11 protein-coding genes are annotated in these 14,109 nt (G+C 71.5%); 4 read left to right on the plus strand and 7 right to left on the minus strand.

Annotated elements, in window-relative coordinates:
• Positions 1–11: 11 nt before the first annotated feature.
• The 3 genes from ACSMXR_RS05425 to ACSMXR_RS05435 all read left to right on the plus strand — a co-directional run bounded on the left by ACSMXR_RS05425 (position 12) and on the right by ACSMXR_RS05435 (position 4,042).
• Positions 12–1,622 carry a glycerol-3-phosphate dehydrogenase/oxidase gene (locus tag ACSMXR_RS05425; protein ID WP_137232183.1) on the plus strand — a complete coding sequence of 537 codons (1,611 nt, stop codon included), beginning with the start codon at positions 12–14 and terminating at the stop codon, positions 1,620–1,622.
• 138 nt (positions 1,623–1,760) lie between these two features.
• Complete coding sequence (locus ACSMXR_RS05430) at positions 1,761–2,816, plus strand: LLM class flavin-dependent oxidoreductase (protein WP_381852987.1); 1,056 nt, start codon at positions 1,761–1,763, stop codon at positions 2,814–2,816.
• Between the two features lie 170 nt (positions 2,817–2,986).
• Complete coding sequence (locus tag ACSMXR_RS05435) at positions 2,987–4,042, plus strand: PAC2 family protein (RefSeq protein WP_473171332.1); 1,056 nt, start codon at positions 2,987–2,989, stop codon at positions 4,040–4,042.
• Between the two features lie 81 nt (positions 4,043–4,123).
• On the opposite strand, the gene ACSMXR_RS05440 is transcribed toward ACSMXR_RS05435, so the two are convergent.
• From ACSMXR_RS05440 to ACSMXR_RS05460, 5 genes are all read right to left on the minus strand, one after another.
• Positions 4,124–7,189: an NPCBM/NEW2 domain-containing protein gene (locus ACSMXR_RS05440; RefSeq protein ID WP_473171333.1), complete on the minus strand. Its 3,066-nt coding sequence runs from the start codon at positions 7,187–7,189 to the stop codon at positions 4,124–4,126.
• A gap of 114 nt (positions 7,190–7,303) precedes the next feature.
• Positions 7,304–8,533: a cysteine--1-D-myo-inosityl 2-amino-2-deoxy-alpha-D-glucopyranoside ligase gene (mshC, locus tag ACSMXR_RS05445; protein ID WP_137232179.1), complete on the minus strand. Its 1,230-nt coding sequence runs from the start codon at positions 8,531–8,533 to the stop codon at positions 7,304–7,306.
• A gap of 123 nt (positions 8,534–8,656) precedes the next feature.
• Positions 8,657–9,496, minus strand: coding sequence for an SCO1664 family protein (locus tag ACSMXR_RS05450; RefSeq protein WP_381852981.1), 840 nt, complete (start codon positions 9,494–9,496; stop codon positions 8,657–8,659).
• The gene (locus tag ACSMXR_RS05455) at positions 9,460–10,050 is read right to left on the minus strand and encodes a DUF3090 domain-containing protein (RefSeq protein WP_030085580.1); all 591 of its coding nucleotides are present in this window, start codon (positions 10,048–10,050) and stop codon (positions 9,460–9,462) included. Before ACSMXR_RS05455 ends, ACSMXR_RS05450 begins: the two co-directional genes overlap by 37 nt.
• 69 nt (positions 10,051–10,119) lie before the next feature.
• Positions 10,120–10,842: a histidine phosphatase family protein gene (locus tag ACSMXR_RS05460; RefSeq protein ID WP_473171334.1), complete on the minus strand. Its 723-nt coding sequence runs from the start codon at positions 10,840–10,842 to the stop codon at positions 10,120–10,122.
• Positions 10,843–10,890: 48 nt separating this feature from the next.
• On the opposite strand from ACSMXR_RS05460, the gene corA reads away from it, so the two are divergent.
• Positions 10,891–11,886: a magnesium/cobalt transporter CorA gene (gene corA / locus ACSMXR_RS05465; RefSeq protein WP_137232176.1), complete on the plus strand. Its 996-nt coding sequence runs from the start codon at positions 10,891–10,893 to the stop codon at positions 11,884–11,886.
• A gap of 28 nt (positions 11,887–11,914) precedes the next feature.
• On the opposite strand, the gene ACSMXR_RS05470 is transcribed toward corA, so the two are convergent.
• Both ACSMXR_RS05470 and ACSMXR_RS05475 read right to left on the minus strand, forming a co-directional pair.
• Positions 11,915–12,703, minus strand: a complete 789-nt coding sequence (locus ACSMXR_RS05470) for a ferritin-like domain-containing protein (protein ID WP_364889129.1) — start codon at positions 12,701–12,703, stop codon at positions 11,915–11,917.
• 247 nt (positions 12,704–12,950) lie between these two features.
• Positions 12,951–14,000 (minus strand): LLM class F420-dependent oxidoreductase, encoded by a 1,050-nt coding sequence (locus ACSMXR_RS05475; protein WP_030631168.1) that lies wholly within the window; start codon positions 13,998–14,000, stop codon positions 12,951–12,953.
• Positions 14,001–14,109 lie beyond the last annotated feature (109 nt).

The raw sequence follows: 14,109 nt of genomic DNA on the forward strand, positions 1-14,109 counted from the left end.
GGAGCATCACCATGACCACCCTGCAGAGCGTTCCCGCCCTCGGAACGCACCCGGCCTCCGGCTCGCTGCCGAGCCGCGCCGAGACCCGGGACCAGCTGTCCCGGGCCACGTACGACCTCCTGGTCATCGGCGGCGGCATCCTGGGCATCTCCACCGCCTGGCATGCCGCGCAGTCCGGGCTGCGGGTGGCTCTGGTGGACGCCGGCGACTTCGCCGGCGCCACCTCCTCCGCCTCCTCCAAGCTCCTCCACGGCGGCCTGCGCTACCTCCAGACCGGCGCGGTCAAGCTGGTCGCGGAGAACCACTTCGAGCGCCGCGCGGTCTCCCGCGAGGTGGCCCCGCACCTGGCCAACCCGCTCACCTTCTACCTGCCCGTCTACAAGGGCGGCCCGCACGGCGCGGCCAAGCTCGGCGCGGGCGTCTTCGCCTACTCCGCGCTCTCCGCGTTCGGCGACGGCGTCGGTCATGTCATCTCCCCGGCCAAGGCCCAGCGCGACGTCCCCGAGCTGCGCACCGACAATCTGAAGGCCGTCGCGGTCTACGGCGACGACCAGATGAACGACGCCCGGATGGCGCTGATGACGGTCCGCGCGGCCGTCGACGCGGGCGCGGTCGTCCTCAACCACGCGGCCGTCACCGGACTGCGCTTCACCCGGGGCCGGGTCACCGGCGCCGACCTCAAGGACAGCACGGACGGCACCGAGTTCGGCGTCACCGCCCGGCTCGTGCTGAACGCCACCGGCCCCTGGGTCGACCACCTGCGCAAGATGGAGGACCCGAACGCGGCCCCCTCCATCCGTCTCTCCAAGGGCGCCCACCTGGTCCTCAAGCGGACCCGGCCGTGGCGGGCGGCGCTGGCCACCCCGATCGACAAGTACCGCATCACGTTCGCGCTGCCGTGGGAGGACATGCTGCTCCTCGGCACGACGGACGAGGAGTACGAGGGCGATCCGGCGGACGTCTCGGTGACCGAGGCCGACACCGCGCAGATCCTCGACGAGGCGGCGTTCTCGATCAAGGACCAGCAGCTGTCGCGTGATCTGATCACGTACTCCTTCGCCGGTCTGCGCGTACTGCCCGGCGGTCCGGGTGACACCTCCAAGGCCAAGCGCGAGACGGTCGTCACCGAGGGCCGTGGCGGGATGCTGTCGGTCGCGGGCGGCAAGTGGACGACCTTCCGCCACATCGGCCGTACGGTGATGAACAAGCTGGCCGCCCTGCCCGGGCACCCGCTGGCCGAGGACATGGAGCCGATGAACCGGCTGCCGCGGAAGCTGCCGCTGCCCGGTATCGCCAACCCGAACGCGGTCGCGCACCGGCTGCTGATCGACGGCCCGGCCCCCGGCCCGCGCATGGCGCCGGACACCGCACGGCACCTGGCCACGCACTACGGTTCGCTCGCCTTCGACATCGCCCGGCTGGCGAACGAGCACCCGGAGCTGGCCGAGCGCGTCCACCCGGACGCCCCGGAGATCTGGGCCCAGGTCGCCTACGCCCGCGACCACGAGTGGGCCGAGACGGCGGACGACGTGCTGCGCCGCCGGACCACGCTGACGATCCGGGGTCTGGCGACGGACGACGTCCGCGAGGGCGTCGAGAAGCTGCTCGCCGACCGCGACTGATCACGACCACCCCCCACGGGTACGGGGACGGAGGCGGCCTCCCCGCGGAGGCCGCCTCCGTCGTCGTGCGCGGGCGGCCGTCACACGCGCCACACTCCCGCCATACGCGTGCAATGTGCCGCGAGCACAGTGGAGTTCATGAGATTCTCCGTGCTCTCCCTGATCGGTCACGACGCGCACCCGCTGACCGGTGACCTTCCTTCCGCCGCCGACCGGTTCGAAGAGGTGATCGACACGGCCTCGGTGGCGGAGCGGCTCGGCTTCGACGCGTACTCCGTCGGCGAACGGCACGCCGGGGCCTTCCTCTCCTCCAGCCCGAGCGTGGTGCTGGGCGCGATCGCGGCCCGTACGAGCACCATCCGGCTGCTCACCGGGGTGACCGTCGTCGCGATCCTCGATCCGGTCCGGGTGGCGGAGGACTTCGCGACGCTCGACCAGATATCCCGGGGCCGTATCGAACTGGTCGTCGGAAAGGGCGCGGAGGCGGGCCACTTCGACCTGTTCGGGCTCGACGAGGAGCGGCAGTGGGATCTCCAGAAGGAGAAGTACGAGCTGCTGCGCCGGCTGTGGAGCGAGGAGGGCGTCGACTGGGAGGGCGAGTTCCGGCCGCCGTTGAAGAACGTGACGACGGTGCCGCGTCCGTACGACGGGCTGCCGCGCGTCTGGCACGGCTCGGCGACCAGCCTCAACTCCCCCGAGCTGGCGGCCAAGCACGGCGATCCGCTGTTCACGGCCAATGCGATCCAGCCGCGTGAGGCGTACGCCAAGCTCATCGCGCACTACCGCGAGCGGTTCGAGGCGTACGGGCACGATCCGGCGGACGCCAAGGTGGCGGCGGGCTCCGGCGGGCTGCTCATCGCGGACAGTTCGCAGGCGGCCGTCGCGCAGTACAAGGAGTTGTACGAGGCGCGGGTGCGGCAGACCTTCAAGCCGCATCTCGCGGGCAAGGCCGGTTACAACACCCCGTTCCGCACGATCGAGGACGCGATCGAGGGCGGTCCGCAGCTGATCGGCAGTCCGCAGCAGATCATCGACAAGATCCTCGGCTGGCACGAGGTCTACCGCCACGACCTCCAGTCGATCACCGTGGACGGCTTCGGGCTGAGCCGGCCGGAGCAGTTGGAGACGCTCCAGCGGTTCGCGGAGGAGATCGCCCCGGTGGTGCGGCGGGAGGCGCCGTCCACCCTGTGGTGAGGACACGGAACCGGCCGGCCGCCGTGACGCGGGGGCCATGATGCACTGATCCCGCCGATGATCCACTCCTGATGGCAGGGTTCACCCGGCCGTGCAAGAGGGCTGCGGCCGGGGGCCCCGGAAGCCGTAAGGTTGCTCCGTACGTATGGAGACATCGGAAGGAGGCCCGGGTGATCGAGCTCGAGTCGGTGCCCGAGCTGATCGACCCGGTCATGGTGGCCGCGTTCGAAGGCTGGAACGACGCCGGGGACGCCGCCTCCACCGCGGTCGGTCATCTGGACCGGGAGTGGAAGGGCGAGGTCTTCGCGGCGCTGGACGCCGAGGACTACTACGACTTCCAGGTCAACCGGCCCACGGTGTGGCTGGACGGCGGGACGCGGAAGATCACCTGGCCGACGACGCGGCTGTCCGTGGTGCGTATCGGCGGGGAGAAGCCCCGGGACCTGGTCCTGGTGCGGGGCATCGAGCCGTCGATGCGCTGGCGGTCGTTCTGCAACGAGATCCTGGGCTTCGCCCATGAGTTGGGCGTCGAGATGGTCGTCATCCTGGGCGCGCTGCTCGGTGACACCCCGCACACCCGGCCGGTGCCGGTGAGCGGGGTCACCTCGGACGCGGACCTGGCGCGGACGATGGACCTGGAGGAGACCCGGTACGAGGGCCCCACGGGCATCGTCGGGGTCCTGCAGGAGGCGTGCACGCATGCCGGGGTGCCCGCGGTCAGTCTGTGGGCGGCGGTCCCGCACTATGTGTCGCAGCCGCCGAACCCGAAGGCGACGCTGGCCCTGCTGAACCGCCTGGAGGATCTGATCGGGCTGCGCATCCCGCTGGGCGAACTGCCCGAGGACGCGCGGGCCTGGCAGCTCGGGGTGGACCAGCTGGCCTCGGAGGACAGCGAGGTCGCGGAGTACGTGCAGACGCTGGAGGAGGCGCGGGACACCGCGGAGCTGCCCGAGGCGTCCGGCGAGGCCATCGCCCGGGAGTTCGAGCGCTATCTGCGGCGGCGGGACGGCGGTCCCGGGCAGGGGCCGGGCGGGCATGCGACGGAGAGCGGGGATGTGCCCTATCTGCGCGATCCCGCCGGTGGCCGCACCCGCCCGCCGAAGCCGCCGCGTCCGGAGTCCGGGCGGGGCAAGGCCTCCGACGACAAGGGCCAGAAGGGTTCTGACGAGGCGTCGGGCGACGACAGCCCCGACGAAGGCCCCGGGCAGACGCCCGAGGAGGACTGACCGCGCGGCGGTACGAACGACAGGGGCGTCGCACGGGATCACCTCCCGTGCGACGCCCCTGTCCGTCCGTCGGGGTGCGGCTCAGGCGCAGTGGAACGTCGCCGCCGCCCAGTCGCCGTGGTCCCCGGTCTTGGACCCGTTGGTGTCGGTGACCTTCAGCCGCACCTGCCGTACACCGTCGAGCTTCACGTCCACCGGCACGGTCGCCGAGGCGCCGGTCAGTTTCGGCGAGGTCCACAGCACCTTGCCGTCGCCCTCCACGGAGAACGCGACCTCTCCGTAGCCGTCGATCTCGTCGTCGATGCCGACGTCGGCGGTGAACGCGGTGCACCGGCCGCCGAGATGGAGCGCGATGTCGGAGTCGGCGTGGGTGCCGATCCCCTTCTCGTACGTCTCTCCCGCGAGAGTCAGCGTCTTCCCGTCGCTCGCGCCCGACTCCCCGTTGGAGCGGTCGCGTTCGGCCGGGCCGTAGCCGTTGGTCTCGGAGAGCCAGACGAGATCGCTCGCCCAGGCCTCGCCCTCGGGCGCCGGGGGCAGTACGGAGACGGCGAGCCGCTGCTCGCTCGTGCGGGCGTCACCGGCGGCCCGGTAGCGGGCCAGGGCCGTCAGCGTGGTCTCGCGTACCTGGGCGTCCTTCGCCGGGGTGAGGGCCACCTCGACCCGGCGGGTGGCGCCTGCCGGGATGCGGCCCGGGACCTTCGCGGTGGCGGTCCGCCAGCCGTCGGGGACCTGGAGGGTGACCGTGGTGTCGGTGAGGGCGGTACCGCCCGCGGTCACATCGACCTGGACCGTGCCGGGCGTCCCGGCTCCGGCCTCCTGGCCCGCGGGGACGGTGAGGGCGGCGGCCGCCGAGGCCTTCTTGCCGCCGACCGCGCTGGTGCCCCGCAGCTTCACCGTGAACTTCTTCGCGGTGCTCAGGGGCGCGGTCTTCACGTGCACCACGCCGCCCCGGTCGTCACGGTCGTACCACCAGCCCTGCCGGGCCTTGTCGTACGCGCTCTTCGAGGTCAGCTCGGGCAGCGTCCGGTCCAGCTGCACCGAGCGGGGCTCGGAGCCGGTGTGGACGGTGAACTCGTAGGGGCGGACGGTCTGCTTGCCGGTGAAGCTGCCCCGGCTCTCGTTGATGGTGACGGAGACGTCGCCCGCGCCGTGCTTCGGGGCCCGGACGTCGGCGCGCTGGGTGGCGTACTTCCCGTCGCGGTGCTGCCGGGTGACGCCGTCGTCCTCGTACAGGGTGAAGGAGGTGTTGCCCTGCGGGTAGACGTCCCAGGCCAGCGGGGAGTCGGCGGTGCGGTCCCGGTAGGAGCGGATGCCGGGCCACATCGGGACGGCCGCGCCGGCCTTCACGAAGAGCGGCAGGGTGTCGAGCGGGGCGTTGTAGGAGTCGATGGTGGTGGGGCCCTCGTAGGTGCGGCCGCTCCAGTAGTCGATCCAGGTGCCCTTGGGGAGGTAGATGTCCTTGCGCTCGGTGGTGTCCTGGTAGACGGGCGCGACGAGGAAGTGCTCGCCGGAGAGGAACTCGTACTTCGCGGCCTCCGTCGACGCCTTGGGGTCGTCCGGGTATTCGAGGACCAGCGGCCGGACCATGCCGACGCCGGTCTTGGTCGCCTCGTGCGCGTAGGAGTACTGGTAGGGCAGCAGCGACTCCTTCAGCTTGAGGTAGTCGCGGTTGATCGAGGTGTACGGCTCTCCGTGGCGGAAGGGCTGCTTGTCCATGGCGGCCCAGCCGTCCATGGTCATCGTGGTGCCGAGGAACATCTTCCACTGGAGGTCGCGGGTGTACGTCTTGGCGCTGCCGCCGAAGATCCCGTCGACGTCACCGGTGGTGTAGGCGAGTCCGGACATCGTGGCGCCCGCGTACGTCGGGATCTGCCAGCGGATGTACTCCCAGGTGCCGGACTGGTCGCCGGACCACTGGACTCCGCAGCGCTGCGCGCCCGCCCAGCTCTCCGGGGCCCAGGTGAAGCCGCGGGCGTCGCTGTTGTCCTCGATGCCCTTGTAGGCGTCCTTGCAGCCGTCGAGGGCGAACTTGTAGCCCTCGCCGACCCAGGCGACGTCCAGCTTGGCGACCCGCTGCCCGGCCTTGACCTGGGCGGCGAGGTTCTCGATGCCGTCCTCGGTCCACAGGCCGAGCTCCATGTTGCGGTCCTTCAGCCCCTGGGCGGTCTCCTCCAGGTCCTCGTAGCCGCAGCCGTAGCCGTCGTTGACGAGCATCCAGCCGTTGGGCATGTCGTTCTCGACGTAGCCGTCGGCGACCTTCAGCGAGTCCAGGGTGCGGCGCTCGCCCCGGTTGGCGTTGTGGAGGTAGCAGTCGGCGTCGCCGATCTCCATGCCGTAGACGGGCGGCAGGAACGGTTTCCCGGTGAGGTCGGTGTACTGGCCGATGACGTCCTTGGCGGCGTCGGCCCCCGTGCCCGCGAAGTAGTAGGCGTCGAAGCGCTGTTCCTTCGCGCCGGTCGTCACCGGGTCGGTGAACGCGTAGGTGTTGGGGGCGTAGGTGTTGCGGAAGACGCCGTAACCGGCCGATGAGAGGTAGAACGGCACGGAGTTGGGGTGGCCGCCGTCGTCCCAGTTGTAGTCGACGGCGACCTCGACGGTCTTGTCGCGGTGGGAGGTGTTGCCGCGGCCGTTCTGCATCCCGGCCCCGTAGAACTGCTCGGCGGCGCCCCGGGCCAGCGTCTGGACGGTCTGCTCGCCGGTCCAGCTCAGGCCCTTCGCCTCGGACCAGATCAGGCTGCCGTCGGCCCGGTGCAGGGCGAAGCGCAGCGGCTTCTTGTAGGCCCGCAGGGTGACCTCGTCCGTCGACAGCTCGTAGCGGTCGCCGCGGTCCTTCCAGCGGGTGCGGGGCGGCTCGCCCTGCGGCAGGACGATGTCGTCGCCGGTGGGGTCGGTGAACGTCCCGTCGGGGGCCAGCTCGATCCGGAAGGTCTCCTTCGAGACGAAGCTGACCCGGGCCTCGGCCTGCCCGGCGGTCAGCCGGTACACCGCCCCGTCCGCCCGGAATCCGGTCACGTCCCCGACCGTGGTGGTCTCGGTGCTCGCCGGCGGGGCCTCGTCGGCGTGGGCCCCGCCGGGCCCGGAGAGGACCGCGAACAGTCCGAGCAGCGCAGCAACTGCTGCCGCTCTCATGCGCGTTGATGTTTGCATAGTGAGCTTTTAGCGCAACTTCGAGCACATGACCATGGACAAAAAGGAACCGGCCCCGAACTTCGTAGAGAAGTCCGAGACCGGTTCGAGCCATCGGGCGGGCGGGGAAACCCCCTACAGCGCGACCCCCAGCAGGGCGTCGACCGTACGGGAGACGAGGCCGGGCGCGCCCTCGTCGGTGCCGCCCTCCGCGCTCTGGAGCACGGCCCAGCGGTCCACCGCGGCCAGCGCGGCGGGGCTGTCCAGGTCGTCCGCGAGCGCCTCGCGGACCTCCTCGACGAGCGCGTCGGCGGACGGCCCGTCGGGACGCGAGACGGCGGCCCGCCAGCGCGCGAGACGCTCGACGGCGTCGGCGAGCACCTGGTCGGTCCACTCCCAGTCGGAGCGGTAGTGGTGGGAGAGCAGGGCGAGCCGGATGGCCGCCGGGTCCACGCCGTCGCGGCGCACGGCCGAGACGAAGACCAGGTTGCCCCGGGACTTGGACATCTTCTCGCCGTCCAGACCGACCATGCCGGCGTGGACGTACGCCTTGGCGAACGGGTACTCGCCGGTCAGCGCCTGGGCGTGCGAGGCGCCCATCTCGTGGTGCGGGAAGGCCAGGTCGGAGCCGCCGCCCTGGATGTCGAAGCCCATGCCGAGGTGGTCGAGCGCGATGGCGACGCACTCGATGTGCCAGCCGGGGCGGCCCGCGCCGAGCGAGGCCCCGTCCCAGCTCGGCTCGCCCGGGCGGGCGGCCATCCAGAGCATCGGGTCGAGGGGGTTCTTCTTGCCGGGGCGCTCCGGGTCGCCGCCGCGTTCGGCGGAGAGCAGGCGCATCGCCTCGGCGTCGAGGCCGGAGACCTCGCCGAAGTGCGGGTCGGTGTCGACGGAGAAGTAGATGTCGCCGTCCAGGTCGTAGGCGGCGCCCGCGTCCCGGAGGCGTTCGACGAGGGGCACGATGCCCGGTATCGCCTCGACCGCTCCGATGTAGTGCCGCGGGGGCAGCATCCGCAGGGCGGTCATGTCCTCGCGGAAGAGCGCCGTCTCGCGCTCCGCGAGCTCGGTCCAGTCCTGACCGTCGCGCACGGCCCGCTCCAGCAGCGGATCGTCCACGTCGGTCACGTTCTGGACGTAGTGAACCTGCCGCTTGGTGTCGAGCCACACGCGCTGAACGAGGTCGAACGCGTTGTAGGTCGCCGCATGACCCATGTGGGTCGCGTCGTACGGCGTGATGCCGCAGACGTAGATGCGGGCGACGGGACCGGGGTCAAGGGTGATCCGTCCGCCGGTCGCGGTGTCGTGGATCCGAAGGTCGCGGCCCTTGCCGGGCAGGGCGGGGACCTCAGAAGCGGGCCAGGCATGCATGTCATGAGCGTAACCGGACGATGCTTCCGGATACGAACCGGCACCGGAAACCTGTCCGAAGAGGCCTTCTTGCGGGAAACCGCTGGCAGGAGGTACAAGGCGGGGGTCGCCGTCGGGCGCGTGCTACACCGGCGGCCAGGGGATCGGCGGCCACTGGCCGCTCGGCCGCGGGTGCACGGCGCGCTTGACCAGCCCGGCGACCCGCTCCCGCAGGGCCTCCAGCTCGGCCGCCGTGATGAGTTCGGCCATCCGGGTGGCGAGGACGGTGCCCGGCGCCAGCTCCGCGGCGAGCCGCCCCAGCACCGCCAGGGCTTCTTCGGTCAGCGGCTCGCCCGCCCAGCCCCAGAGCAGGGTGCGCAGCTTGTCGTCGGCGTTGAAGGTGACCCCGTGGTCGATGCCGAAGAGCCGTCCGCCGGGAGCGGGCAGCAGGTGGCCGCCCTTGCGGTCACCGTTGTTGATCACCGCGTCCAGTACGGCGAGCCGCCGCAGCCGGGGGTCGTCCGCGTGCACGAGAAGCGCGGTCTTCCCCTCCCCCACGTCCGCGAAGCCCACGGCTTTCCAGCCATCGCCCGGCTCCTCGCCCTCGACGAGCGCCAGCAGCTCGGGGGCGTCCTCACCGTCCTTCGGGCCGTCGATCCAGAGCTGGACCATGCCCTGCCCGTACGGCCCCTCCCGCAGCACGGTCGGCGGCACGAGGTCCCAGCCGGTCGCCCGGGAGATCTCGTACGCGGCGACCTCCCGCTGGGCGAGGGTGCCGTCGGGGAAGTCCCACAGCGGCTGCTCGCCCGCGACCGGCTTGTACGCGCAGGTGCGCTCCTCGCCGTCGTACGCCACCGTGCAGTGCAGCACCGCGTTGGACGCCCCGCCGACCTGCCCGAGGACGGTGATCGTGCCCTCGGTGAGCAAAGTGAGCAGCTCGGTGTCCGTCAGGCTCCGCGACGGTATCCGTTCTGGCGCGGGCATACGTGTCCTTCCGGATCGAGCGGCAGGCTGCACAGCGGGCACGGCGGGCGGCCGGCGTTGACGACGTCCAGGGCGCGCTTGGCGAACGCGCGGGCCTGGGCGCCGCTGAGCCGGACGCGGAGCATCGGCGGACCGTTCTCCTCGTCCTGGAGGAGCTTCTCCTCGGCCTCCGCGAGGTCGTCCTCGGAGTCCGCGTCGAGTTCGACGAGGGCCTGCGCCTCGACGATCATGCGCTGTTCCTCGCCGTCCCAGGCCAGGGCCATGGTGCCGACCCGGAACTCCTCCTCGACCGGCACGTCGAGCGGCGCGGTGTCGGAGACGTCGGTGGGGGCCACCGCGGGCACCGGCGAATTGCCTCCGGTACGGCGCACGACCTCGTCGAGCAGTTCGTCGATCCGCTCGGCGAGCGCGGCGACCTGGGTCTTCTCCAGCGCCACGCTGGTGACCCGGCCCTGGGAGGACGCCTGCAGGAAAAACGTACGGCGGCCAGGCAACCCGACCGTACCGGCCACGAATCGGTCCGGTGGGTCGTAGAGGAACACCTGACGGGACACGTCCTGCTCCCTTGAGCTTCGATGGTGGTTGGCGGCGCTACGGCGCGTCCACCCTACTGCCCGGAGCGATCACGGCGCGCCCGCGCCGCCCCCGACCGCCGCGTCCGACGTGCCGTCACCGGTGGGCGAGGCGGCGGCGTCCGCCCCGACGGACTGTTCGCGGGGCGCCAGGGCGGTGAGATCCCCGGTGTCGCCGAGCCTCAGGAGGAAGGGGCGCAGCCGCGTGTAGCGGACCGCGGTGACCGAGCAGGGGTCCACGTGGACGCGCTGGAAGAGGTCCAGATGCATGCCCAGCGCGTCGGCGACGAGGGACTTGATGATGTCGCCGTGCGAGCACATGACGTACGTGGCGTCCTCGCCGTGCTCCGCCTCGACCCGCTCGTTCCAGTCGCGTACGGCGTCGACGGCGCGGGCCTGCATCGCCCGCATGGACTCGCCGCCCGGGAAGGCCGCCGCCGAGGGGTGCTGCTGGACGACGGACATCAGGGGCTCGTCGGCGAGTTCGGCCAGCTTCCGCCCCGACCAGTGGCCGTAGTCGCACTCGCTGATCCGGTCCTCGGTGTGCAGGGGCAGACCGGGGCGGGCGTCGAGGAGCGGCTGAAGCGTCTGGCGGCAGCGCTCCAGGGGGCTGCTGACGGCGAGGACCGGGGCCAGGCCGGCGAACCGCGCGGGCAGGGCCTCGGCCTGTGCGGTGCCGCGTTCGTCGAGGAGGACGCCGGGGGTGCGGCCCGCGAGCACTCCGGCGGTGTTGGCGGTGGAGCGTCCGTGGCGTACGAGGATCAGCGTGGGCATACCCGACAGCGTACGTCCGAGGTGCGCGGGGGCGGTTCACGGGGAAGAATGCCCGCCGTGATCGTGGACTGTGCCATCTACCGGGACGGGCGCCGTACCGAACGGCCCGACGACCTCTCCGACGCGCTGGACGAGGCGCGGGCCTCTCAGGACGCGTTCCTGTGGATCGGGCTGCACGAGCCGACGGAGGAGGAGTTCGACCGCGTACGCGACGAGTTCGGGCTGCATCCGCTGGCCGTGGAGGACGCGCTGCGGGCGCACCAGCGGCCCAAGCTGGAGGTGTACGACGACTCGCTGTTCGCGGTGCTCAAGCCGGTCGTCTACGAGCCGGAGAGCGACACGGTCAGCGCCGACGAGCTGATGGTCTTCATAGGGGACTCGTTCGTGGTGACGGTCCGGCACGGCGAGGGCGCCCCGCTGGCGGCCGTGCGCCGGCGGCTGGAGTCCGAGCCGGAGGTGCTGAAGCACGGCCCGACGGCGGTGCTGTACGCGGTCAGCGACGCGGTCGTGGACCACTACATGGAGGTGGCGGGCGAGCTCCAGGTCGACCTGGAGGAGTTGGAGACGCAGGTTTTCGCGCCGACCGGCTCCGGCGATTCGAAGAACACCGCCGCCCGGATCTACACCTTCAAGCGGCAGGTGCTGGAGTTCCGCCGGGCGGCCGGTCCGCTGACGGCGCCGATGGCCCGGCTCGCGGGTGCGGGCGTGCCGTTCGTCCACGAGCACGCGCAGCCGTTCTTCCGGGACGTGGCCGACCATCTGACGCGCGCCAACGAGCAGGTGGAGGGGCTGGACCGGCTGCTCTCGGACATCCTGTCGGCGCATCTGGCGCAGATGGGCGTGCGGCAGAACGACGACATGCGCAAGATCTCCGCCTGGGCGGCGATGGCCGCCGTCCCGACGATGGTGGCGGGGGTCTACGGCATGAACTTCGACCACATGCCGGAGCTGCACTGGGTGTGGACCTATCCGGCGGTGGTGGCGCTGATGGTCTGCGCCGTGTTCGGTCTGCACCGGCTGTTCAAGCGGCGCGGCTGGCTCTGAGGCCCGGCGGCCGCGGTCCGCGGAACCCTCAGGCGTACTCGTGTTCCGGTGCGGCGGGGCTGCCGAGCGCGTTGCGGCGCTCCGGCATCTCCAGGGTCACCATGCGCCGCCAGCCGATCAGGCGCTCGTACGCGTACACCGCGTGGATGCCCGCGGCGAGGAGGGCGGCCTTGGGGCGCGACCAGCCGAGGATGCGGCCCATGTTGGCCATCACGGCGAGGCTGACGTCGCGGTAGACCCGGATCTCGGCCAGGGCGCACTCGCGCATGATCCGCTGGATGGTCCGGCCGTGTCCCTCGCGCGCGAGGGCGAGCAGTTCCTCGTGGCAGTAGGCGAGGTGGTTGTCCTCGTCGTTGGAGATCATCTTCACCGCGCGGCCGATGTCGGGGTGGTCGGCGAAGTACCGGCGCAGCAACTGCATCTGCTCGGAGGCGCGCTGCTCGGTGATCCGGCTGTGGGCCAGATAGGTGATGATGTCGCGCTCGGTCAGCCGCTCCTCGCCGCGCAGCCGGGAGTGCGCGAGACCGATGCCCTGCTGTTCCAGGAGCATCGTGTAGTCGGTCTCCGGCGGGACCTCGACGGGCGGCAGTCCGCGCTTCTTCAGGAGGGCGTTGAAGATCCGGCCGTGCTTGTCCTCGTCGGCGCCGTGCCGGACGATCCTGGGGGCCAGGTCGCGGCGGCCCTCCGGGACGAGAGCGGCGATCCGGGCGTTCTCCCAGCCGCCCTGGGACTCACCGCTCGCGGCGATGGAACAGAAGAGCCGGTAGGACTCGTCGTCGTCCAGAATCTCCTGGAACAGGGTCTGCGCTGAGAGCATGACGGCCACCTCCGTACCCGTTGCCCGCGGAGCTCACGTCCGCGGAGCAGTTGTCCGCAGAAAGAGTCAAATGCGCCGCCCGGCAGTCGGCAACCGGAACGGTCACCGACAGCCACGGCGACCGTCACGGACCCGCCCGCCGGGCGGCGTAACCCTTGGGCGTGCGGCGCGTTGTTCCGGGTGACGGCCGTGGCGGGGAAGACCCCCGAGCCCCCACCACGGCCGTAGTGCTGTCCTCTTCCGTCCCTCAGGCGAGGCCGGAGCGCTCCAGGGCGTCCGTGCCGGCGCGGAGCGCGGTGAGCCGCTCCTCCAGGGTGAAGCCGGCCGGGGCGAGGTTGAGCGTGGTGACCCCGGCGGCGGCGTACGCCTGCATCCGCTCGGCGATCCGCTCGACGGGGCCGAGCAGCGCGGTCTGGTCGATCAGCTGGTGCGGCACGGCGGCGGCCGCCCCCGCCTTGTCCCCGCCGAGGTACTTGTCCTGGATCTCGGCGGCCTCCTTCTCGTACCCCATGCGCTGGGCGAGCTGGTTGTAGAAGTTCTGCTTCCGGCTGCCCATGCCGCCGACGTACAGAGCGGTGTACGGACGGAACATGTCGGCCAGGCCGTTCACGTCGTCGCCGACGGCGAGCGGCAGCGTCGGGCTGACGTCGAAGCCCTCCATGGTCTTGCCGGCCTTCTCGCGGCCCGCGCGCAGCGGCTGGATCGCGGTCTCCTCCAGGTGCTCGGCGGAGGGGAAGATCAGCAGGGCGCCGTCGGCGATCTCGCCGGTCTGCTCCAGGTTCTTGGGGCCGATCGCGGCGATGTAGAGCGGGATGTGCTCGCGCTGGGGGTGCACGGTGAGCTTGATCGGCTTGCCCGGGCCGCCGGGGAGCGGCAGCGTCCAGTGGGCGCCCTCGTAACTCACGCGCTCGCGGGTCATCGCCTTGCGGACGATCTCGACGTACTCGCGGGTGCGGGCCAGCGGCTTGTCGAACTTCACGCCGTACCAGCCCTCGGAGACCTGCGGGCCCGAGACGCCGAGGCCGAGGCGGAAGCGGCCGCCGGAGAGCGAGTCGAGGGTGGCGGCGGTCATCGCCGTCATGGTGGGCTGCCGGGCCGGGATCTGCATGATCGCGGAGCCGACGTCGATCGACTCGGTCTGGGCCGCGACCCAGGTCAGCACGGTCGGGGCGTCGGAGCCGTACGCCTCGGCCGCCCAGCAGACGTCGTAGCCGAGCCGGTCGGCCTCCTGCGCGACGGCGAGGTTGTCGCCGTCCATGCCGGCGCCCCAGTAACCGAGATTGATGCCGAGCCGCATAGCCGCTCCCCTTACTGATCAGTAACGTCCCTTTCTCCGGACTCTAGCGCGGGCGGCGGCGATCCGGCAGGCCCGGCGGACCTCCGGTTGTCCACAGGCCTGCACCCGG

The organism is Streptomyces sp. DSM 106670, from assembly GCF_055792845.1.

Excerpts from the sequence above, each read along its gene's own strand:
- ACSMXR_RS05425 (WP_137232183.1), top strand. The coding sequence starts at position 12 with ATGACCACCCTGCAGAGCGTTCCCGCCCTCGGAACGCACCCGGCCTCC.
- ACSMXR_RS05430 (WP_381852987.1), top strand. The coding sequence starts at position 1,761 with ATGAGATTCTCCGTGCTCTCCCTGATCGGTCACGACGCGCACCCGCTG.
- ACSMXR_RS05440 (WP_473171333.1), bottom strand. The coding sequence starts at position 7,189 with ATGCAAACATCAACGCGCATGAGAGCGGCAGCAGTTGCTGCGCTGCTC.
- mshC (WP_137232179.1), bottom strand. The coding sequence starts at position 8,533 with ATGCATGCCTGGCCCGCTTCTGAGGTCCCCGCCCTGCCCGGCAAGGGC.
- ACSMXR_RS05450 (WP_381852981.1), bottom strand. The coding sequence starts at position 9,496 with ATGCCCGCGCCAGAACGGATACCGTCGCGGAGCCTGACGGACACCGAG.
- ACSMXR_RS05460 (WP_473171334.1), bottom strand. The coding sequence starts at position 10,842 with ATGCCCACGCTGATCCTCGTACGCCACGGACGCTCCACCGCCAACACC.
- corA (WP_137232176.1), top strand. The coding sequence starts at position 10,891 with ATGCCCGCCGTGATCGTGGACTGTGCCATCTACCGGGACGGGCGCCGT.
- ACSMXR_RS05470 (WP_364889129.1), bottom strand. The coding sequence starts at position 12,703 with ATGCTCTCAGCGCAGACCCTGTTCCAGGAGATTCTGGACGACGACGAG.
- ACSMXR_RS05475 (WP_030631168.1), bottom strand. The coding sequence starts at position 14,000 with ATGCGGCTCGGCATCAATCTCGGTTACTGGGGCGCCGGCATGGACGGC.